Below are 19,587 nucleotides of genomic sequence, written 5' to 3' on the forward strand. Positions count from 1 at the left end.
ATTGCTGGGATTTAATCATTTAATTGCTGCAATGAATCAATTTAAACCCGGTTTGGCTTCTGGATAATTTAACTGATTTACTACTTGCTTCTCCGGAAAGTGACAGAAGAGGGATATATACAAGTATGATATTTTTAAAGCAGGTTTCTTAAAGATTTATCTCTGGCTGAAAATAACTACATAAAGGAGAGCCTATGAAGTCTCTCCTGAGAAATCATTAAGTAATATTTAGTTGAGCTGTGCAATGAATTCCGATTTCTCTACTTTTCACTATCCGCCGGAATTTTTAAAGCTTCTCATTGAGACAGTCCCATTACTTTGTCGTTCAAAAAAGGACGTATTACTATTTTTTAGAGGCGCTGGTGTTGACTCTACGTTAACTAACGATATCGCTATAGTTTTCAACACTAACCGTGATAGCATCTCTAAGTATGAAATCGTCCGAACTGTATTAATTCGACTGAATGAAAGGGGAGACTCAGCTTTACGCGAAAGACGAGAAATCGTAAAACGCATTGTCGAATTTGAGTCTTTCTCTACCTGTTGGCCAGAAGACCAATTAAAGGCAAGGGGTCTGGTAGCTGAAATCAGCCGAGTCCTAAAAGTTAAAGATTCGTTTACGAAGATGTATCAGGAACGAGAAGAGGAAAGGATAAAGCGTCAGGCACAGGAGAAAGCAAAACTGGAAGAAGTGGAGCGAAGGCGGAACGAATTAGCTGCCATTAAAGCAGATTTATTTTTGCTATTCCGCGAATCAGATAGTCACAAGCGAGGCAAGGTATTAGAAGGTGTGCTGAATCGTCTGTTTAAGGCTAGTGGAATTCTCCTTCGAGAAGCATTCACCGTAAAAGGAGATCAAGGTGAAGGTATTATTGAGCAGATCGATGGCGTAGCTGAAATTAATGGTGATTTTTATTTAGTTGAAATGAAGTGGTGGAGCACAGCTTTGGGACCAGGTGAGGTTTCCCAGCATTTGGTAAGAGTTTTTAACAGAGGTCAGGCACGTGGCATCTTTATATCAACTTCTAGCTATACTGAGGCAGCAATAAAGACCTGCAAAGAATCACTTCGTCAAGCTGTGGTAGTTCTTTGTACCCTGGAAGAGATCATCTTACTTCTGGAACAGGAGAAGGATCTAAAACACTTTCTTAAAGAGAAAATTAAGGCGGCAGTTATTGATAAAGACCCTTTTTACAAACCGATATACTAAAGATTAAGACTTGATTGCCCTGTGGCATGGCGCGATCGCATCCTTCACCTATAGCCATAAAACCTAACCCTCCAACCCCTCCCATACAAAGAAAAGAAATGGGCTAGGAGTTCGGTCTTGTATTTGAGTAAACTGAGAAACACTATAGCAATCCAATCCAAAGTTGGTGGTTTAGATCCCCAACTTCTTGAAGAAGTTGGGGATCTCGCCTTTAGGAAGAGTGCTATATATCCTTTGATTTTGCGATGTTAGGTTTCCGCGTCGTCGAAACGGATGATGTCATCCTCTCCCAGGTATTCTCCATTTTGGACTTCAATCATCACTAGAGGAATACACCCTGGATTTTCAACCCGGTGAGCTGTAGACATCGGCACGTAGGTTGACTGTTTTTGAATTAAGGTTGTCTCTTTACCATCACAAATCACTTTGGCGGTGCCAGACACAACGATCCAGTGTTCGCTGCGGTGATAGTGCATTTGGGTACTAATGTGATGACCTGGGTTGAGTTCAATGCGATTAATCCGGTAGCGTTGCCCTTCTTCTAAAACAGTGACTGTGCCCCAAGGTCGTATCCGCATTGTGTCACTATCTTCAGGTAAGGGCAGAATCGAAGCCTGCCCCTCATTTTGGTTGCTATTCATCCCTGCTTGTCTCCGAAGATTCGCATCTCAATTTTGCCGCATTTTTGAAAGTTCCTCTGCACTAATTATCGGTGGGACAATATATCGAGGGTGCTAGTAGCTGGTAGCGGCATCCGAAGCATGCAAGCAGGCATCCTGCGGTTCCGATGAGATTTCTACGGCTTCTCTCCGCTTGTTTTTGCCACAATTGATTTAGTTGCAGCAGCTTACAAACATGGCACAAACACAACAAAGCACGATGGAAACTGCCCAGCGTGCATTTGGGCACTTCACTCAGGGGATGGGAACCGGCAAGTGGGAACCGTTTTTGGAAATGCTTGCGGATGACTTTAGCTTCTGGTTTCCAGTGGGGCAATATCAGGGGGAAAATGTCGGTAAAGCACGGGCAGCTGCTTTCTTTGAGTATGCGTCTGAAGCTTTCAACAATGAGCTGGTGGTGACGCTAGATGGCGTCACCAGTAACGAGACGACCGTTGTGTTCGAGATTCGCTCTCAAGGGCATCTGCGGGGGAAGCCTTATCAGAACCGAGGGGCGATCGCTTTCGATGTTCGTGGCGACAAGATTTATCGTTACCGCGAGTATCTTTCGGTTGTGGTTCAGCCCAAAGTAGAATCGCACCCAGAACAGTCTCCGTCGCAGGGCTAGTTGTGTGATTTATATCACTCAGCAATTAGCTGCTCATCACCTTTACTTAAACCCGCGATCGCATGATTATCTAGGGTATCGTCACATTTTTTACAGGGGTTAATCACTCAGTAAGACGGGCAAAAGCGTGATATTAGAAATATCGAGTTAATGTCCGTAAGATGCCTGTTCAAATCTGCCCTCTCGACTCTGCGATCGCTGAACTATTTGCTCAAGCTACCTACACTGGTAGCATTACCCTGGCTGACCGATATGGGCTGATGGCTGCACTGTTGCAAGATGCAATCAGCGAAGAAGACCAGCGAGCAATTGATCGGCTACTTTACGCTGTCCGCAAGAACCGGCTGAAAGTTGTAGATGAAATTTCTGCCCTAATATAAATAGTGCCGGTGATTAAAATTTACTATTACTTTATTGTTAATTTTTTTAGTATTTTGCTGCGCTTTGATTCTACAAATATACAACATTGAATATTTAGAGCAAACATTAAATTTTACCAGAATTTTTTATGACCTAAAGATAAATATTATAAAAATAATAATTTGATATTTATCCTATAAATCTCCTGCTAATTAAATCCATAGTAATCCTATTGGATTTGCGAGATGCCACCCTTCAGATCCCCAGCTTCTCTAAGAAGTTGAGGTCTCATAATTCACGAATTATTTAGGACGGCTATAGCCGTTATCGTACTCTAGTTTGTGCTTCTCATTTCCCAATCAAAATAATTACTAAGTATTATTAATATAAATTCCTGGCATTAAGATGTGAATACGCTGTCATAATTTAGCTACTCACATCCTTTTATATTTCAACGACTGCTGCTAAAATTCAATCGCTTTGAGGCTTTACTTCCCAATTAAGAAGCCGGGGAATCTGCGACAAGTGTACGCCGTAATTAAAAATCCAAAGGACAATTTCTAGCACTAATAATTTCTGTAGCCAGATTGTCCCACTCTCACAATTCAGAAGCATCAATCCACTATATAATTGCCAAACGCGATAAGGAAGGTATAAGCAAGGAACCATCACGAACGTACAGGATTGAAACCGTCTCGTTGTCACGCTTTCGGATAAAATTTGTAACCCCAAAATGACAAAGTACGGCACCAGTACCTGAAATACGCTGGGATGATTCCACCATATGCCCCACAGAACCATTGCTACTAGGGGAAGCGCCACTCCCACTAGCAGTACAACAAATAACCACGCTCTAAACCAAGGCGGAAGTGGTTGAGGAATCGTGCAGGGAGGTGAATGTCTCCAAAGCCAACCCGCAAAGATAAGAAAAGACGTAACAATTACTAGGAAAAGGAGGTTTTCTAAAAGAATATTCAGGTTGGTAGATGCGGCTGTCTGTAACATAGGATTAAAAAAGAATTTCAGCAGTATAGCGCACGATTAAAATGGCTATAGTGCATGAACTAAAAAAGACACAGTAGAGTAGGGGGATTGTCAAAATGTCTAAAGAAAGTGCCTGTCAATTTCTGGAAGCTGCTACCTACGATCCAGGTTTACGCGAAAAATTCCAAGAAGTAGCTAGTCCAGAGGAATTCGTAAAAGTTGCTCGTGAATTAGGCTACGCCTTGACCACTGAAGAATTGAAGGATGTCGTCAAAGAACATAGTGAAGGTGTCATCTTGAGAAGGCAGACAGGCGTTTGGCCTTGGCTGCGGAGGGTTAACTGGATTTAGTGTATTCTCGCAGAGATGCTCCTAAGCGCGATCGCACTGTGGAAGTAAAACAGCGAAGCAATCGGGCATTCACAGTAAACAGCAAGCTGTTGAGCCTCTCGATGCATTTGGCGTAGACCCTATACCCTATCTAGTGTCTGTGGGTTTGTCTTGAGGTTCTATGCCTTTACGTTTAAAACTACCCGCAAAAAAATAAAGGACGAAGGATAAAATCTTATCCTTCGTCCTTTATTCTTCATGCTTCACTCAGGGGCGTTTTGCGGTTGTCGAGGTTCGTTGTCATTTTGGGCAATTGTTTCCTGAATTCTGGGAGTTAACAGGAACTTTTTCGTTTCTGTGAGTAAGCGATCGCCCCAAAGATTTTCTTGGAGAAATTTTACATCGGCGTAGCGACTGTCTAACCGAATCGCAGCCTCTCCCAAAGACAAACCCTGTTCGCGATCGCCCTTCGCATACAGCGCCACCGCCATCGCCAACCGGGGTTCTGCCGCCTCCTTATCGAGAGAGCTAGCGGAACGCCACTCACTAAGCGCCCCATCTATATCGCCCATTTCGTACTTAACTAGCCCAATATTATTAATTGCAGGCCAGAATTTCTTTTCCTTAGCAACCGCCTTTTGGTACTGAGCGATCGCATCTGGAAACCGTTTCAGTTTGTAATAGGCATTGCCTAAATCAAACAAAGCTTCCGGGACATCGGGTTTGATCTTTAACCCAGCTTGCAAAACACTAACAGCTTCCTGATACTTTTCCTGCTGAAAGTGCCCGCTTCCCAGAGCAAATAGAATCCCCGGTTCGTTGGGTTGAAGGGTTCTGGCTCGTTGCAAAGCATCAATGGCATTATTAACCTCCTGCGCTTGCAAAAACAAACTTCCTAGTAAAAACCAGGTTTGATAACTGTCGGGAGCCAGCTGAGTCGCCAATCGCGCTCTGGGCAATGCTAGATCGTATTGTTGGAATCGCGCTAGCTGAGCCGCATCTTGTGCCAGGTTCAAACCCTGCTGCTCTAGCTCTTTTGACTCCATTTGTAGCGTATAGGGCACGAGTGCTTGCCCAGAGGCGGGGAGAGCAACGCTCCCTAAACCAAGGAAAACAAGAAGCGGGAATATTGAAAAACGTTTAGGCACGGTGCAGCCTCAAAGAAATAAGCGAAGAAATGTTCAGCAACCTTACCAATAATTTAACTGACCCTAGCAGAAATCGAGAGCAAAGCCACACGTTAATTTGGGGATCGCTGTAACGGATTGACGGGAAACACTAAACAAGGTTCAATCCGTCAGGAAGTTCAAACTCGCTAAAATAGGGAAACAATAAGCAACTTGCTGTAGATCGATACAGGTGAGTGTGACTCCTTGGTGCTAAAGCTGAATCCCATCGTCATTAAAATTACCCTCATTAAGCAGTCTGTTCATTCGTACTACCGGACTTAAAAACTACGCGAATGCAACTTCCACTAATAAGCAAAGTCAAGAACCCTTCTCGGTGGGTCATTGGGCTGATAGCGTCTAGCATCTTGGTAGTTGGCTCTACCACTTATTTCATCCTGGGTCGGGCAACACCCAAACTAGATATCGAGAGCCTGACCGTACCCGTTAAATCGCAAACCTTGAAAGTACGGATTACCGCTAGCGGTACCGTCGTGCCCGTTCAAAGCGTTAATCTCAGCCCCCCCACATCTGGGCGTTTGGCAAAGTTATACGTCGAGCAGGGAGATAGAGTCCAGCAAGGGCAAAAAATCGCCCAAATGGAGAATTCCCAGCTTCAGGCTCAATTTTTTCAAGCCAAAGCCAATCTGGAGCAAGCTCAAGCCAAACTGCAACAAGCACAAGCGGGGAGCCGTCCCGAAGAAATCAATCAGGCAAAAGCCCGTCTAGAGCAAGCGAAAGCCCGTTTAGCCGCGGCGCGGGTGGGTCGTCCCGAAGAAATTGCCCAATTCAAAGCTCGTCTGGAGCAAGCCGAAGCGAATCTAGCATCGGTACAAATTGGTCGTCCTGAAGAAATTGCCCAGACTGAAGCTCAAATCTCTGCCGCCGAAGCGCGGGTAGAATTGGCACAAAAACGAGCCAATCGCAATCAACAGCTCGCTTCTCAAGGAGCCATTTCTAAAGACCAGTTGGATGAGGTGCTGACAGAGTACCGCAATGCCAGCGCCAACCTGAGAGAAGCCCAACGACGGTTGGAGCAACTCAAAAACCGCACTAGCCAAGAAATCCAGCAGCGTCAAGCGGCAGTAGCAGAAGCGCGATCTGCCTTACAGCAAAGCCAAAAGGGTGGTCGCAGCGAGGAAATTTCTCAGCGAGAAGCGGATGTTGCAGAAGCTCAGGCGGCTCTGCGACAGTTAGAAAATGGGACGCGCCGAGAGGAGATTGCTGGGTTAAAAGCAGCCGCTGACGCCGCCAGAGCTTCGATGCAGGCGGTGCAAGTCCAGCTCTCCGACACGGTAATCATCGCTCCCTTTTCGGGGATTGTGACGCAGAAATACGCCACAGAAGGCGCTTTCGTTACTCCCACAACTTCTGCTTCCACTACGGCTTCCGCTACCTCGACTTCAATTGTTGCTATTGCCAGAGATTTAGAAATTCTGGCGAAAGTCCCAGAGGTTGATGTTGGGCAAATTACCCAAGGACAGCCGGTTGAGATTGTGGCAGATGCCTATCCCGACCAAGTGTTTAAAGGCAAGGTCAAGCTGATTGCACCGGAAGCGGTGGTCGAGCAAAACGTCACGTCGTTTCAGGTGCGGGTCGCCCTAGACACGGGGAAGGAACAACTGCGGTCGGGAATGAATGTTGACCTGACTTTTTTGGGTAAACCGGCGAATAATGCCTTGGTCGTTCCCACAGTGGCAATTGTCACTGAGAAAGGAAAGACGGGTGTGTTAGTCCCTGATGAGGAGAACAAACCGCAGTTTAAAGCGGTGACGATTGGCCCATCGATTGAAAACCAAACGCAGATTTTAGATGGTATCAACGAAGGCGATCGCGTATTCATCGATTTGCCCAAAGATAGCAAACCCAAGCCAGAGGAATAAGGAGAGTTGGTAATGGGTAATAGCTAATTAGTCATTAGTCAGGTTTCTGATTACCCCTTCTCGATTACCAATTACCGATTACCGAATATGGATATTGTAGAAAGCGTCAAAATGGCTGCCACGACGCTGGTAGCAAACAAACTGCGTAGCAGTCTCACCATGCTGGGCATTATGATTGGCAATGCCTCGGTGATTGCGATGGTGGGAATTGGACAAGGAGCGCAAAGGTTAGCCGCCGAACAGTTTGAGTCGTTGGGGCCAAACGTGCTGTTTGTGGTTCCTGGTTCCCAGAAAACTCGGAATACGACCTTTGAGGTGCCGAAAACGCTAGTTCTTGAAGATGCCAGAGCGATCGCGTCTCAGGTGCCTTCCATCCAAGATGTCGCTCCCCAGATCAATTCCAGACAATTAGTTACCTACCGCAGCAAAAATACGACTACATTGATTCTCGGTACAACGCCAGAGTATCTCTCAGCGAGAAGTTTTGATGTCGATCGAGGACGATTTATTACCGATCTTGATATTAAGCGGAGTAATCAAATTGTCATCCTGGGGTCAGAATTAGCAGATAAATTATTTGACAATCAAGATCCGATCGGGCAACAACTGCGGATTAAAAATATCAGCTTTCAAATTGTTGGCGTGATGAAACCCAAAGGTTCGGCGCTGGGAGATAATCCGGATGAAGCAGCTTATTTACCCATCACTACCCTAGCGAATCGGATTGTGGGAAATACGTCTCCCTATGGTCTTGAAGTGACAGCTATCTCTATTTCTGCCAAAGATGAAAATAGCATTGGAGCCGCTCAATTTCAGGTAGCCAATCTGCTGCGGTTGCGGCACAAAATCAACGGTGAAGATGACTTTACCGTTCGCAGTCAAAAAGACCTTTTGGGCATTGTAAACACGATTACTAGCGGCTTGACATTCATGTTAGCTGCGATCGCTGCTATTTCCCTGTTTGTCGGAGGCATTGGCGTGATGAACATTATGCTCGTCTCCGTCACCGAACGCACCCAAGAAATCGGGCTTCGCAAGGCGATTGGCGCACGAGAGCAAGATATCCTGATTCAATTCATCATCGAAGCGGTAATTCTCTCAGCGGCGGGTGGCTTATTAGGGACTCTGATTGGCGTTGGCGGGATCTCGCTCGTCAGTGCCTTCACCCCTCTGAAAGCTGGCATTTCACCCGTGGCAATTGTTATTGCTGTCAGTGTTTCTGGCGGTATTGGGCTATTCTTTGGCGTCGTCCCGGCGCGACGAGCCGCTAAACTTGACCCAATTGTGGCTTTGCGGAGTGCTTAAAATATACGAACAATGTTTAGGATTCCTCGTTCCTCTCTAAAGCTTTTGCACAATTAGCAATTATTCCATCCTTCAATGAGCAATCAACAACTCACTCCTGAGTCCTCAGCCCTCAATCCTTCAAAAAAGCCTGTCGTCATTCGTATAGAGGATGTCACCAAGATTTACGGCGTCGGCGATACAGAAGTTCGTGCCCTGGCTGGTGTGAGCTTAATTGTAGAGGAGGGCGAATATTGCGCGATTATGGGGGCGTCTGGATCGGGCAAATCTACGGCGATGAATATTATCGGTTGTCTCGACCGACCCACCGACGGAAGATATTACCTAGATAACGTGGATGTGTCCTCTCTAGAAGATGCTGACTTAGCGGGAATTCGCAATCGAAAGATTGGTTTTGTGTTTCAACAATTCCATCTTTTGCCACAACTAACAGCGTTAGAAAATGTCATGCTACCGATGGTTTATGCGGGTATTCCGAGTGCTGAAAGACGCCAACGTGCAACAGTTGCTCTAACTCGCGTTGGTTTAGAGCATCGGCTGAATAACAGACCGAATCAACTGTCTGGGGGACAACAGCAGCGGGTCGCGATCGCGCGTGCGATTGTCAACAAACCCGTCTTGCTGCTTGCTGATGAACCCACGGGCGCACTGGATTCCAAAACGACCGAAGAAGTGATGGACATCTTCACAGAACTGAATACCAGCGGCATCACCGTGGTCATGGTTACGCACGAGCCTGAAGTTGCTCGTCTCACCAAACGCATCGTCTGGTTTCGGGATGGACAAGTGCTGCATTCCCATTTAACCCCAGGCGATATTGGTAAAGTCGCCGTTTCTTAATTGCAAAAAGAGCGTTCAATTCCAAGAACGCTCTTTTTTAATGGCATTTCGGATCACATCATGGGACGCACGGCTATACGCCCCTGCGATCGCACAAGGAAATAATTTACAGACTGGCAGTCTTACCAGTTTCAGCTTGAGAGGGAATTGGCTTCACGTCCGTATAGCCCATGTTGCTAACGATTGTCCGGAACATGGAAATTTGTCCCTCAAAGTCAAGACCTTCAATTTGACCCATTAGGTCGTTAACGGGGTTATTTGCTTGGTAGTCCGAGGGCACATCTACGACCGTATCACCCATACCCTGCGCCCAAGCATACCAAACCATTAACTGATTATTCTCTTTCAAAGCCCCATAAGCATGGGAATATTCTGTGTTTTCGCGATTGACAATTTCTCGCATAATTGCCAACTGGCGATCGTCATCCAAATCAAAAAATTCTCCTAACAGCTTCGGAGCCAGTTCTGGATCGGTTGCCGTTGGGGCAGCGGGAGTAATCGAATCTCCCATCTTTTCATAAACGTAATAAAACCATGCTAGTTTGTCATCCGTGTTCAACGCTTCAAAAGCCTCAACCACTTTTTGAGTTTCACTGGAAAGAGCTTGAGATTTTTGGTTTGTAGTCATAAATTTTATCCGACAGTGAGGTTAATATTTCCAAGAGTTGCAAACTTGGTGGGTTAAAATCGCCCTCCAAGAGAGAGAGTTTGACTCGCTCGGTTTTGTAGATTGAGAGTTGGCTAAGGATCTATCTCCAGAGGGTCAAAGGAACGGGGATCGCTCCTTTAAAATCTAAATTGCAGATAAAAAAGTCTAAATAAATAGGAGTTACTTATGACTGAAGAAGTGAAACCCGATCCGAATCAAGCGACAACTCAAGATGCCCAGCTAGCTGCCGAACGCATGGTTGCAGGTGAAGAAGCAACGCAAAGTGTCGATTTCGACGCTGACTACGCAGCATCAAAAGAATTTAGCGTCAGTGAAGTTGACCAGAGTGGTGCTGGTGCCCAAGCTGCTGAAGCGGCAACAGGTGCTGCCCGGAAAATGCCCCAGCCAACAGAGATGAAATCCTCACCAGAGGCTCATAGCAATCCGGACGACTTCCGGGAAATGGCGAAGGATGTCAATCCTAGAGCTTAAGAAAAAAACAGCCAATAAAAGCGATAAATCGTGGAAAAAGCGATAGGACTGGGTAAACCAGGGAAGTAAAGCCGTATTCACTAAAAAAAATTAGGATAGCGATCGCGTAGACGATGCCGCAATGATTTGGCTCTAAACTAGTTTAGGGTCACTGCGACGTATCCCAATCGCTCAAAATGCAAAAATATGGCTCAACCAAGCGTTGGTTGAGCTTTAGTTATTTTGGTACCAATGTCAGGAATTGTTAGAGGTTCGCTAGGTTCAGCCCCTAGCAGTTTGAACAGAATTACAAAGAATGCAGGATAATGGGCAAAGCTTTCACATTTTGTTACCTTTAAATCCCAATCTTTCAGCAAGCATTCGATCGGCAACCATGCGAACCCATTACTGCGGCGAACCTAGAAGCGAACATATTGGACAAACTGTCACCTTGTGTGGATGGGTAGACCGTCGCCGCGACCACGGGGGGGTGATATTTTTAGATTTGCGCGATCGCACCGGCATCGTTCAAATTATCAGCGACCCAGTGCGGACGCCTGACTCTTACGCAGAGGCGGCAAACCAGCGCAACGAATACGTCCTCAGAATTACAGGTCGAGTCAGCAAACGTCCCGAAGACTCGCTTAATCCCCGCCTCCCGACTGGCGAGATTGAAATTTACGCAGATAAAATTGAACTGCTCAATCAGGTCTACAAGCAGCTGCCCTTCCAAGTAGGGGCGGGAGACACAGAATCCCTGCGCGAAGACTTGCGATTGAAGTATCGCTATCTAGACTTAAGACGCGATCGCATGACTCGCAACCTCCAGTTGCGTCACCAAGTCGTCAAAGCCATCCGTCGCTACCTAGAAGACATCGAAAACTTCATCGAAATCGAAACGCCGATTCTCACCAAATCGACTCCCGAAGGCGCACGGGATTACCTCGTCCCCAGCCGCGTCAATCCCAGCGAGTGGTATGCGCTTCCTCAGTCGCCGCAGCTATTTAAGCAAATGCTGATGGTATCCGGCTATGACCGTTATTACCAGATTGCTCGTTGCTTCCGGGATGAAGATTTACGCGCAGACAGACAGCCAGAATTTACTCAGTTAGACATGGAGATGAGCTTCATGTCTCAAGAAGAGATTCTCCAGCTCAACGAAAGTTTAGTTTGCCATATCTTCAAAACGGTCAAAGGCATCGACTTACCCCGTCCCTTCCCGCGCCTGACTTATGCAGACGCGATGGATCGCTACGGGTGCGATAAACCAGACACCCGCTTTGGCTTAGAACTTGTCAACGTTTCCGATTTGCTGAAAGATTCTGGGTTTAAGGTATTTTCCGGCGCTGTCGCCTCTGGCGGTATCGTCAAAGTATTGCCCGTTCCTGGCGGAAACGACGCCTTCTCCAACGTGCGGATTAAACCAGGCGGCGACCTATTTAAAGAAGCCAGCGAAGCTGGTGCTAAGGGTCTTGCCTATATTCGCGTGCGAGATGACGGCGAACTCGACACCATTGGCGCGATTAAAGACAACCTCACCGAAGCGCAAAAACAAGAATTGCTAAGTCGCACAGGTGCAAAACCCGGTCATCTTTTGCTATTTGGTGCGGGCGATATGAATACAGTTAATAAAACCCTAGACAGATTGCGTCAGGTGATTGGGCGCGAACTAGGACTCATCGATCCTGACAAAAACAACCTGCTTTGGGTGACAGACTTCCCCATGTTTGAGTGGAATGGGGATGAGAAGCGCCTAGAAGCGCTGCATCATCCGTTTACGGCTCCCCATCCCGATGATTTGCACGACCTGAAGACGGCACGGGCGCAAGCTTATGACCTGATTCTCAACGGCGTGGAAGTTGGCGGTGGAAGTCGGCGGATTTACCAGCGCGAGGTTCAAGAGCAGGTGTTTGAAGCTATTGGCTTGGCGAAAGAGGAAGCTTATGCCAAGTTTGGATTTCTCCTAGAGGCGTTTGAATACGGCACGCCGCCACACGGGGGAATTGCCTACGGTTTAGACCGCTTGGTGATGCTCTTAGCAGGGGAAGAATCGATTCGGGATGTGATTGCTTTCCCGAAAACACAGCAGGCTCGTTGTTTATTGACCGATGCGCCCTCTGGTGTCGATGGAAAGCAGTTGAAGGAATTGCACGTTGCTTCGACATACAAGCCCAAATCCAGCGAAAAAGACAAGCAGTAACTCGCGCGATCGCAATCAAGATTTAGAGGCGCACAATGAATTGTGCGCCTTTAAAATTTTGGGAAAGGGAAACAGAGGCGTGAGGAAAAGATAGCGATCGCTCCGCTCTCTTCCCAATCTCCCAAAAAACTATTAAGCTGCAAAATCAAAGATGATGAAATCATCTAAGCATTCTAATATCGCAGACTTCACTCGTTCGTGTTCGGGATGCGGCAGATAGAAATCGCGGGCATCCGCGCTCTCAAATGTCATCAAAAATCCGTGGTTATAGCCCTGGTTCAGCCCCTCGTGACTAGAATAGGCTCCCCCAGCATAGTAGGTAATACCTGGAATTAATAGCTGAAGTTCACCCAGTTGGTTTAACAAATCTGCAATCTTTTCCTGCGTTATTTCTGGTTTAAATTTGAGCAGAACCATGTGTTGAATCTGAGGCATTTGCTTAGGTTACTGATAGCAGAGTCTCTAAAAGCTTAGCTGGGAACAGAAAGAACATACAGCCAGACGCGATCGCTCTCAATAAAATTCTGTCACAAGCACTCGCCCCTTAACCCTGCTTCTTTGGGTGCTTGCTGTCTTCAACAAATTCACTCGCAAGACCAAATGGTTCTCAATTATTCTGCTGCTTGTGAGCTGCTTGCTGCACTTGCTCTATGGTTGAAAGTCGCGGCTGTACAGACAAAGGCTACAACCTAACGTCATCCGCTTCGTGCCTGTGAAGAATAAATTGCACGGTATACATCTATAGGGGCGTACAGCCGTGCGCCCCTACAATAATTGCAAGTAGATAGCCAAAAAGCACAAACAAGGAGAAATATTCATGCGATCGCGCTTGAGATGGCTGTTGTCAGTTATCAGCGTCCTCAGTGGTTGCGCCTACATCAGCAGCGCAACTCCTTCTGTACAAGCCGCTCAAACCATCGTGGTTCGGAAAGGCTCCTCTACTGAATCCATCAATATCGCGGATCTCCGCCAGCTTGCGGAAACGGGAACCACCCCATCGTCTTTGAGAAGTTTTGCAAGAAACCTGTCTTCGCAACAACGAAGCCAAATTCTGTCAGCGCTGAGGGCAAAATTTGATATTGATGTTGTGCAAGTGAGTCGGTTACTCGATACTCAAATTGGTAGCGCGATCGCATCTTCTTTGGCTAGCACAACATCGCGTCAGGATAATGTCGGAGTGCTAGACGTGCGATCGGGACTCGTATTAGGGGCTAGGGCACCAGAAGGACTGTCTTTACTCAGCTTTATCGAAGCTTATCCCCGTCAAACGCTTGATATAGACTTAAGTCGGGCGTTTAAAGTTGTCGAAAATTTTAACAGCGCTTTTTGGCAAACTCAGTGGTTTATGGCAGAGATTGCCCCCCAACTGACTGTCAAGCGCCCCCAACTTAATTTACCTTTCGATCCCACGCTACCGGGAACGGCATCCGTGCAGGTGCTGAACTTGAAACTCAATGATACCCAGCGCCGCCGGGAAATTCCCCTTGATGTTTACTGGTCGGAAGCGGCTTCTCCGGCTAAACCGATAATTGTTCTATCGCATGGCTTAGGTTCGGTTCGCACCGATATGCGCTACCTGGCAGAGCATTTGACATCCTATGGCTATGTAGTGGCAGCCTTAGAACATCCTGGGAGTAACGAAAGTCATGTGAAGCAGGTAGTTAGAGGCAAAGCTCCCTTATTGGATGCTCAGGAGTTTTTGAATCGTCCCAAGGATATCAGTTTTGTTATCGACGAACTAGAAAAGCTGAATCAAGCCGGGGAACTTCAGGGGAAACTGGCACCCGATCGCGTCATGGTAATCGGGTATTCTCTGGGGGGTAGTACAGCTTTATCGGTTGCGGGTGCCGAGTTGCAATTAGCGTCTTTAAAAGAGCGCTGTAAAGGGAATGTAATTTCCTTCAATCTTGGGGAAGCTTCCCAGTGTTTTGCGAGCGGACTTCCAGAAGACCGCTATCAACTGCGAGATCCCAGAGTCAAAGCAGCGATCGCGTTCAATCCCACCACGTCTTTGCTCTTTGGCGAAACAGGTTTAAGCGCTGTGCAAGTCCCCACTTTAATTGAAGCTGCTTCCGCTGATAAGACGACTCCCGCTTTAACCGAACAAATTATCGGCTTTTCTAAAATACCCAGCCCAAAATGGCTGGTGGGTGTGGTGGGAAGCACCCATTTAAGTGTGAAAGATCCTAGCACTACCCAAGATCAAGCGAGACAACCGAATACACTGTACACGGGCGGGGAAATCGTTGGCGAACAGGCGGTTGCCATCCGCAGCTACATGAACGCGATCGCGCTGGCAATGGCAGGACAACTCACCGATGATGCTGCCAAGTACGCAATTTTCCTCACCCCAGAATATGCTCAGTTGGCTTCAACCGATGCTTTCCCGATTCGTCTCGTCACGGAAATTCCGCCCCAAGCGCAAGCAGTAGTTGACGATTTCCTTCAGAATCAAGGGAAAAAATAATGTCAAGGCAAGACGCAAAGAATAACTTCTTTGCGTCTTGGCTCGAAATAAAATCACCGATTACTTACTACTGCAACTTGATGTACTTCTCCACATCTTCAATCTGGGGATCTGGAAACTGAGTTAGCACTTGCCATAAAACCGTGTAACTGCCATCAGCACGGCGGCTGACGGGACGGAAGGCGACCAGGACATCGCTGCTGGGCAATTCTAAAATTTGGTCAAGATAGCGGCGTTGTTCCCTAGAAACGGTTCCTCCCGTCTGAACCACTTCCGGCACCTGGAATTGGACTAATCGCATTAAGTAGGTGTGGTTCAGCATCGCTGGTGCATTTGGAGAGAGGCGGTCGATCGAGGATGCGATCGCTCTCGTCTGTTGCACGGGTTCGCTGAAAGCCACCTGACCCAGCTTTCCCGTGATAAACCGCTGTCGATCTACCTGAATCGATGCCAATTGATTCGGCGGACGATAATTGAGGAAAAACTGGCGCGTTTGCGGCGATAAGGCGCGGACTTTCTTCAAGGTGGGGTCGAGGTTTTCTAAGGGGACTTCTCCCAAATCCACCATGAAGCCATAATCTAGCCCTTGCTGGGCAATCTCAAAGTTGCCCCCTTCCATCCGAACCGCAAAGCGTGGAGTAAATTCCTCCGCAGGACCAATTCGCACCGATGAGGGAGTAGATTCCTCATCGCTACCGCCGCCAACTCCCCGCAGCAAGGCTGGAAATGGGAAACGCTCTGCTACGCTGGGCGAGAGGCGATTTCCTAGCGGATTCAGTTGTTGACGGTAAGCCTCAGATGGTAAAACGCGGGCAATGCCGGTGTTGGGCTGAGAAAGAAATTCGGTATACAGACTTGGCTCTTGCCGATACAGGGCGTAGGTGTTGCGTTCGTTTAATTGGTACGTTTCCGCGATATCAGTAAAACGGGCGGAGGCGGGAAATGCTGCTACAGCTTGTCCCAAGAACTTTTTGGCAGTTTGGAGGGTTGTCACGGTTTGTTGGGAGGGCGCGATCGCTGGCTGAATTGGCGGCTGATAGCCAGAAATCGGTGTCTTTGCCGCTACACCAACGACTGGCGGTTCCGGAGCGGGAAATCTGGGCACTGGAACCGCCAAACGCTGAGGAGGTACGGTCAAAATCGACGGTTGACCAATTGCCAAAGGATTTCCTCTGGTAGGAGCGAGAATGGACTGTCGCCGTTCTAGCACCGGACGCAGGGGCAATAATTGCTGCGTCGAAGCATAGAGAGCGCAGTACACCTGCGCCTGCTCCAAGGTTAAATTAGAGCCTGCCGGGGTAACGCCGTTCGTGCGGGTACACAGCAAAGCAGGATTGGGATATTGGCTCTTGAGAAAGCGGTCTACTTCTCCCTGGTGGAGGAGGATTTGCCCCTCCGCCGCAAAAGCCGGGTAGGGTTCGGGAGACGCACTCGCTCTTTCGATTCGATTAATTAAATTGATTTGAGTTTGTACCAATCGCTGAGCTTGGGGCCAGAAACTTTGATCCGAAGCTGAACTCGAAGGGATTTGGCGGCTTACACCCAGCCTTTGGGACTCTGCCTGCGCGATCGCCTGTCCGGACACCAAGCTTAGTAGGGAAGACACAAAAATTAATAATAAGTACCGCATCTGAAACTCCTCAATCTGACAACTTGATAAAACAACCCAGTAGACCTTATTTATACTTCCCTGTTTTGACCCAAAAATTAAAGTCCTCTGTTTTTAATAAAATCATTGAATAGGAGAAAATATTTTTTTGTCTATCACTTCTTGCGCTTCCTATTTAACAGTTTACAGAACTCTAACTATTTGTTTTCTTTTTACTAGCGTTTCCTAATATATGTTTTTTTGTTAAGAAAATAAGCTTTTGTTTCTCAAACTCTTACTGTACTTGCTAGTTGAAGACCCCTAAAAAGATTGTTAATAAAGAGCAGACGGTCAAAGTGCAACTCCCTCAATTAGTAACGATCTAATTCCTAAGGAAGATGGGGAATTGCAAAAAACTAGAAAATTGGAGATTGAAGTTATATCTGAAGATTGATGGCTTCGGTCAAATAAAAAGCAAGAATTGAACTGTTACTGACAGACTAATGCTGCTGTGTTAGTAACACAATTTGGTTAGGTTCAGTGGCAATCGGAGAAAACACTGATGTTAGGACAACATAAGCGTGCTGTTGGCGTATTTTCAAACTATCGAGACGCCGAAGTAGCACTGACTGAACTAAAAAATTCTGGTTTTTCTATGGACAACGTGTCCGTAGTAGCTCGTGACGCGGACAAAGGAAACGACATTGCTGGTGCCGATGTAAGCGATCGCGTTGGCAATAAAGCCGACGAAGGTGCGAAAGCAGGTGCCGTCACCGGCGGTACTTTGGGCGGTCTAACCGGCTTGCTCGTTGGTCTGGGAGCCTTGGCAATTCCGGGACTTGGCCCTGTCATGCTAGCGGGAGCAGCAGGCACCGCTATTGCTACAACCCTTTCTGGCGGTGCCATTGGTGCAGCCGCAGGAAGTCTTTTAGGTGCATTAATCGGTTTGGGAATTCCTGAAGAAAGAGCCAGACACTATAGCGATCGAGTATCCCGTGGGGATTATTTAGTAATGGTAGACGGCAGCGACGACGATATCCGTCGTGCCGAAGCGATTCTCAGTCATCGGGGAATTCAAGATTGGGGTATCTACGATGCTCCTGCAACCAATACAACCACTACAACGACAACTCGCACATCTGATATTGCCGATCCCAGTGGTACCTATCAAACTCCAGTAGTTGATACAACTCCACGCACGGATACCCCGGTTCAAATTATCGACCGTCGGGAACAGACTCTTTAGGCTGATTTGAGAACGATTGAACGGGGTGGGAGGTAAAAAGCTTCCACCTCTTATCTGCTCGAAGTGAGGAATTGAAAAATGAACAAGTTTTTAACATTACTGTTTAGTGGCGTCTTGTTAGTGAGTGTTGCTGCTTGCGACAACAATGAGAAAACGGCAGGTGGAGCGGATTCTGATTCAAGTCAGACTTCTTCGCCTGCTGCAACTGGAGCCGCCAGTCCAAATGCCAGTGCCCCAGCATCACCCTCGGCTGATGAATCAGCACAACCCGATCAAGGCGCGAAGAACGATGCATCGAGTGATGTCCGCAAAAGACAGCTAGAATCTGATATTCGGGCACGCGAGCAACGTAATAATGCTGCTGGCGACCCCCTAAAAAGAGCTGATAGCGACTTGGAAAGCGAGGTTCGTAGCAAGTTAGAAGCGAACTTGCCCAGCAGCAAATTAGAAATTGATGCTAAAGACGGAGCTGTAACAGTTGTAGGAACTGTAGAAAAGCCAGATCAAGTGGCAAAAATAGAACCGTTGGCGAAGGAAATCAAGGGGGTTAAGACAGTAGCTGTTCAAGCGAAAGTTGCCCCAGCGCAGAAACAGTAACTTTACTAGGACTTACGGACTGGAAACCAGGAAATCAATTTCCTGGCTGAAAGCCTAAGTCAGTTTAAACTGACTAAAAAAACTCAAACCAATCCATTTCATGGCTTTGAGCGATGAAGCTGGAACTTTAGTGGGCTTTAGTTCACGGCAACTGGATAAGTCCTGTGTAATAACGGTGAAACTGTAATTTGATTTCGCTTGTGGCAAAATCACGAATAGATTCCTAAAGAGTTAGAGAGGAAAGGGTAATGGTGCTTACTCAGCCAAAACGAGCTTTTGGCGTGTTCTCCAGCTTGCAAGATGCAGAAGGCGCAATTCAGGAATTAAAAGCCGGTGGGTTTCCAATGAATCAGGTTTCTGCAATCAACAAAGAGCCTGAGCAAGTATCCCCGCCACCGACTTCTAAAGCGCAAGAAGGAACGACCCTTGGCGCGATCGCGGGTGGTGCAGCCGGAGGCGTCTTAGGTTTGGCGCTGGGACTAGGCACCATTGCCGCCATTCCCGTATTAGGGCCAATTAGCATTATTGGGGTGGCAGCCACGGCTTTAGCGACTACTTTAACCAGTGGTGTGATTGGTGCAACCGCAGGCGGCTTATTAGGTGCCTTGACTGGCTACGGGATTCCTGATGAGCAAGCCGCAATTTACAACGATCGCATTCATCATGGGGACTATTTCTTGATCGTTGAGGGCACAGAAGCAGAGGTGCGTCAAGCTGAAGCAATTCTCAACCGTTGGAACGTCCAAGAATTAAGAATTTACGATGCTGCGGCATCACCACCGCCATCCATCAATGAAATGCCTCTTTGATATTAAGTAGCTAGGATGATTTAAACCTAAAACGCTCCAACATATACCCACCTTGTTCACTTCGGGATTCCATGCCCTCCATCACAGCCAGGGCTAAATCATATTCATTGTCGAACATTCGTCCTGAAATTTCATGAGCTTTGAGTTGATGCCACTGTCCTTCGATGGGGTTCATCTGGGAGCAATAGGCAGGCAA

Annotated in this window: 19 protein-coding genes and 1 pseudogene; 13 read left to right on the top strand and 7 right to left on the bottom strand. The window is 47.2% G+C overall.

The window, feature by feature from the left end:
- Positions 1–244: 244 nt before the first annotated feature.
- Positions 245–1,210 carry a restriction endonuclease gene (locus tag H6F52_RS24010; protein WP_190536966.1) on the top strand — a complete coding sequence of 322 codons (966 nt, stop codon included), beginning with the start codon at positions 245–247 and terminating at the stop codon, positions 1,208–1,210.
- A gap of 248 nt (positions 1,211–1,458) precedes the next feature.
- Here the strand turns inward: H6F52_RS24010 and H6F52_RS24015 are convergent, their stop codons facing one another.
- Positions 1,459–1,788, bottom strand: coding sequence for a phosphomannose isomerase type II C-terminal cupin domain (locus tag H6F52_RS24015; protein WP_190413787.1), 330 nt, complete (start codon positions 1,786–1,788; stop codon positions 1,459–1,461).
- A gap of 277 nt (positions 1,789–2,065) precedes the next feature.
- Between H6F52_RS24015 and H6F52_RS24020 the strand changes: the two genes are divergently transcribed.
- Entirely contained in the window at positions 2,066–2,497 is a 432-nt protein-coding gene (locus tag H6F52_RS24020) for a nuclear transport factor 2 family protein (RefSeq protein WP_190536967.1), read from the top strand.
- Positions 2,498–2,658: 161 nt separating this feature from the next.
- Positions 2,659–2,877, top strand: a complete 219-nt coding sequence (locus H6F52_RS24025) for a hypothetical protein (RefSeq protein WP_190536968.1) — start codon at positions 2,659–2,661, stop codon at positions 2,875–2,877.
- Positions 2,878–3,328: 451 nt separating this feature from the next.
- Here H6F52_RS24025 and H6F52_RS24030 read toward each other — a convergent pair whose 3' ends face one another.
- On the bottom strand, positions 3,329–3,862 hold the full coding sequence (locus H6F52_RS24030) for a hypothetical protein (RefSeq protein ID WP_190536969.1): 534 nt from the start codon (positions 3,860–3,862) through the stop codon (positions 3,329–3,331).
- Between the two features lie 95 nt (positions 3,863–3,957).
- Between H6F52_RS24030 and H6F52_RS24035 the strand changes: the two genes are divergently transcribed.
- A complete protein-coding gene (locus H6F52_RS24035) occupies positions 3,958–4,191 on the top strand; it encodes a Nif11-like leader peptide family natural product precursor (protein ID WP_190528204.1) in 234 nt (77 codons plus the stop codon).
- A 242-nt stretch (positions 4,192–4,433) separates the two neighbouring features.
- On the opposite strand, the gene H6F52_RS24040 is transcribed toward H6F52_RS24035, so the two are convergent.
- Positions 4,434–5,318, bottom strand: coding sequence for a tetratricopeptide repeat protein (locus H6F52_RS24040; protein WP_339380202.1), 885 nt, complete (start codon positions 5,316–5,318; stop codon positions 4,434–4,436).
- 314 nt (positions 5,319–5,632) lie between these two features.
- Here H6F52_RS24040 and H6F52_RS24045 point away from each other — a divergent pair, with 314 nt between their 5' ends.
- The 3 genes from H6F52_RS24045 (at position 5,633) to H6F52_RS24055 (ending at position 9,364) form a co-directional block, all read left to right on the top strand.
- Entirely contained in the window at positions 5,633–7,219 is a 1,587-nt protein-coding gene (locus H6F52_RS24045) for an efflux RND transporter periplasmic adaptor subunit (RefSeq protein ID WP_190536970.1), read from the top strand.
- Positions 7,220–7,306: 87 nt separating this feature from the next.
- Positions 7,307–8,524 carry an ABC transporter permease gene (locus H6F52_RS24050; RefSeq protein ID WP_190536971.1) on the top strand — a complete coding sequence of 406 codons (1,218 nt, stop codon included), beginning with the start codon at positions 7,307–7,309 and terminating at the stop codon, positions 8,522–8,524.
- A gap of 75 nt (positions 8,525–8,599) precedes the next feature.
- Entirely contained in the window at positions 8,600–9,364 is a 765-nt protein-coding gene (locus H6F52_RS24055) for an ABC transporter ATP-binding protein (protein ID WP_190536972.1), read from the top strand.
- Between the two features lie 106 nt (positions 9,365–9,470).
- Here H6F52_RS24055 and H6F52_RS24060 read toward each other — a convergent pair whose 3' ends face one another.
- A complete protein-coding gene (locus H6F52_RS24060; RefSeq protein WP_190413679.1) occupies positions 9,471–9,992 on the bottom strand; it encodes an orange carotenoid protein N-terminal domain-containing protein in 522 nt (173 codons plus the stop codon).
- A 207-nt stretch (positions 9,993–10,199) separates the two neighbouring features.
- Between H6F52_RS24060 and H6F52_RS24065 the strand changes: the two genes are divergently transcribed.
- A complete protein-coding gene (locus H6F52_RS24065) occupies positions 10,200–10,505 on the top strand; it encodes a hypothetical protein (protein WP_190528200.1) in 306 nt (101 codons plus the stop codon).
- Positions 10,506–10,878: 373 nt separating this feature from the next.
- Positions 10,879–12,684: an aspartate--tRNA ligase gene (gene aspS / locus H6F52_RS24070; protein WP_190536978.1), complete on the top strand. Its 1,806-nt coding sequence runs from the start codon at positions 10,879–10,881 to the stop codon at positions 12,682–12,684.
- 132 nt (positions 12,685–12,816) lie between these two features.
- On the opposite strand, the gene H6F52_RS24075 is transcribed toward aspS, so the two are convergent.
- Positions 12,817–13,119: a Dabb family protein gene (locus H6F52_RS24075; RefSeq protein ID WP_190434068.1), complete on the bottom strand. Its 303-nt coding sequence runs from the start codon at positions 13,117–13,119 to the stop codon at positions 12,817–12,819.
- A 382-nt stretch (positions 13,120–13,501) separates the two neighbouring features.
- On the opposite strand from H6F52_RS24075, the gene H6F52_RS24080 reads away from it, so the two are divergent.
- Entirely contained in the window at positions 13,502–15,151 is a 1,650-nt protein-coding gene (locus H6F52_RS24080) for an alpha/beta hydrolase (RefSeq protein ID WP_190536973.1), read from the top strand.
- 67 nt (positions 15,152–15,218) lie between these two features.
- On the opposite strand, the gene H6F52_RS24085 is transcribed toward H6F52_RS24080, so the two are convergent.
- A complete protein-coding gene (locus tag H6F52_RS24085) occupies positions 15,219–16,781 on the bottom strand; it encodes a hypothetical protein (RefSeq protein WP_190536974.1) in 1,563 nt (520 codons plus the stop codon).
- Positions 16,782–17,301: 520 nt separating this feature from the next.
- Between H6F52_RS24085 and H6F52_RS24090 the strand changes: the two genes are divergently transcribed.
- The 3 genes from H6F52_RS24090 to H6F52_RS24100 all read left to right on the top strand — a co-directional run bounded on the left by H6F52_RS24090 (position 17,302) and on the right by H6F52_RS24100 (position 19,391).
- The gene (locus H6F52_RS24090) at positions 17,302–17,985 is read left to right on the top strand and encodes a general stress protein (protein ID WP_242028870.1); all 684 of its coding nucleotides are present in this window, start codon (positions 17,302–17,304) and stop codon (positions 17,983–17,985) included.
- A gap of 78 nt (positions 17,986–18,063) precedes the next feature.
- Entirely contained in the window at positions 18,064–18,582 is a 519-nt protein-coding gene (locus H6F52_RS24095) for a BON domain-containing protein (protein WP_190536975.1), read from the top strand.
- Positions 18,583–18,830: 248 nt separating this feature from the next.
- Positions 18,831–19,391 (top strand): signal transduction histidine kinase (STHK), LytS, encoded by a 561-nt coding sequence (locus H6F52_RS24100; protein WP_190536976.1) that lies wholly within the window; start codon positions 18,831–18,833, stop codon positions 19,389–19,391.
- A gap of 10 nt (positions 19,392–19,401) precedes the next feature.
- Here the strand turns inward: H6F52_RS24100 and H6F52_RS25525 are convergent.
- A pseudogene (locus H6F52_RS25525) lies at positions 19,402–19,587 on the bottom strand (IS630 family transposase); the annotation flags it as partial.

It is taken from the genome of Coleofasciculus sp. FACHB-542, from assembly GCF_014695825.1.
Classification (GTDB): Bacteria; Cyanobacteriota; Cyanobacteriia; order Cyanobacteriales; family FACHB-T130; genus FACHB-T130.

Coding starts and splice junctions, on each gene's coding strand:
- H6F52_RS24065 (WP_190528200.1), top strand. CDS start 10,200: ATGACTGAAGAAGTGAAACCCGATCCGAATCAAGCGACAACTCAAGAT.
- H6F52_RS24035 (WP_190528204.1), top strand. CDS start 3,958: ATGTCTAAAGAAAGTGCCTGTCAATTTCTGGAAGCTGCTACCTACGAT.
- H6F52_RS24030 (WP_190536969.1), bottom strand. CDS start 3,862: ATGTTACAGACAGCCGCATCTACCAACCTGAATATTCTTTTAGAAAAC.
- aspS (WP_190536978.1), top strand. CDS start 10,879: ATGCGAACCCATTACTGCGGCGAACCTAGAAGCGAACATATTGGACAA.
- H6F52_RS24010 (WP_190536966.1), top strand. CDS start 245: ATGAATTCCGATTTCTCTACTTTTCACTATCCGCCGGAATTTTTAAAG.
- H6F52_RS24060 (WP_190413679.1), bottom strand. CDS start 9,992: ATGACTACAAACCAAAAATCTCAAGCTCTTTCCAGTGAAACTCAAAAA.
- H6F52_RS24095 (WP_190536975.1), top strand. CDS start 18,064: ATGAACAAGTTTTTAACATTACTGTTTAGTGGCGTCTTGTTAGTGAGT.
- H6F52_RS24075 (WP_190434068.1), bottom strand. CDS start 13,119: ATGCCTCAGATTCAACACATGGTTCTGCTCAAATTTAAACCAGAAATA.
- H6F52_RS24090 (WP_242028870.1), top strand. CDS start 17,302: ATGTTAGGACAACATAAGCGTGCTGTTGGCGTATTTTCAAACTATCGA.
- H6F52_RS24015 (WP_190413787.1), bottom strand. CDS start 1,788: ATGCGGATACGACCTTGGGGCACAGTCACTGTTTTAGAAGAAGGGCAA.
- H6F52_RS24080 (WP_190536973.1), top strand. CDS start 13,502: ATGCGATCGCGCTTGAGATGGCTGTTGTCAGTTATCAGCGTCCTCAGT.
- H6F52_RS24055 (WP_190536972.1), top strand. CDS start 8,600: ATGAGCAATCAACAACTCACTCCTGAGTCCTCAGCCCTCAATCCTTCA.
- H6F52_RS24050 (WP_190536971.1), top strand. CDS start 7,307: ATGGATATTGTAGAAAGCGTCAAAATGGCTGCCACGACGCTGGTAGCA.
- H6F52_RS24020 (WP_190536967.1), top strand. CDS start 2,066: ATGGCACAAACACAACAAAGCACGATGGAAACTGCCCAGCGTGCATTT.
- H6F52_RS24085 (WP_190536974.1), bottom strand. CDS start 16,781: ATGCGGTACTTATTATTAATTTTTGTGTCTTCCCTACTAAGCTTGGTG.
- H6F52_RS24025 (WP_190536968.1), top strand. CDS start 2,659: ATGCCTGTTCAAATCTGCCCTCTCGACTCTGCGATCGCTGAACTATTT.
- H6F52_RS24100 (WP_190536976.1), top strand. CDS start 18,831: ATGGTGCTTACTCAGCCAAAACGAGCTTTTGGCGTGTTCTCCAGCTTG.
- H6F52_RS24045 (WP_190536970.1), top strand. CDS start 5,633: ATGCAACTTCCACTAATAAGCAAAGTCAAGAACCCTTCTCGGTGGGTC.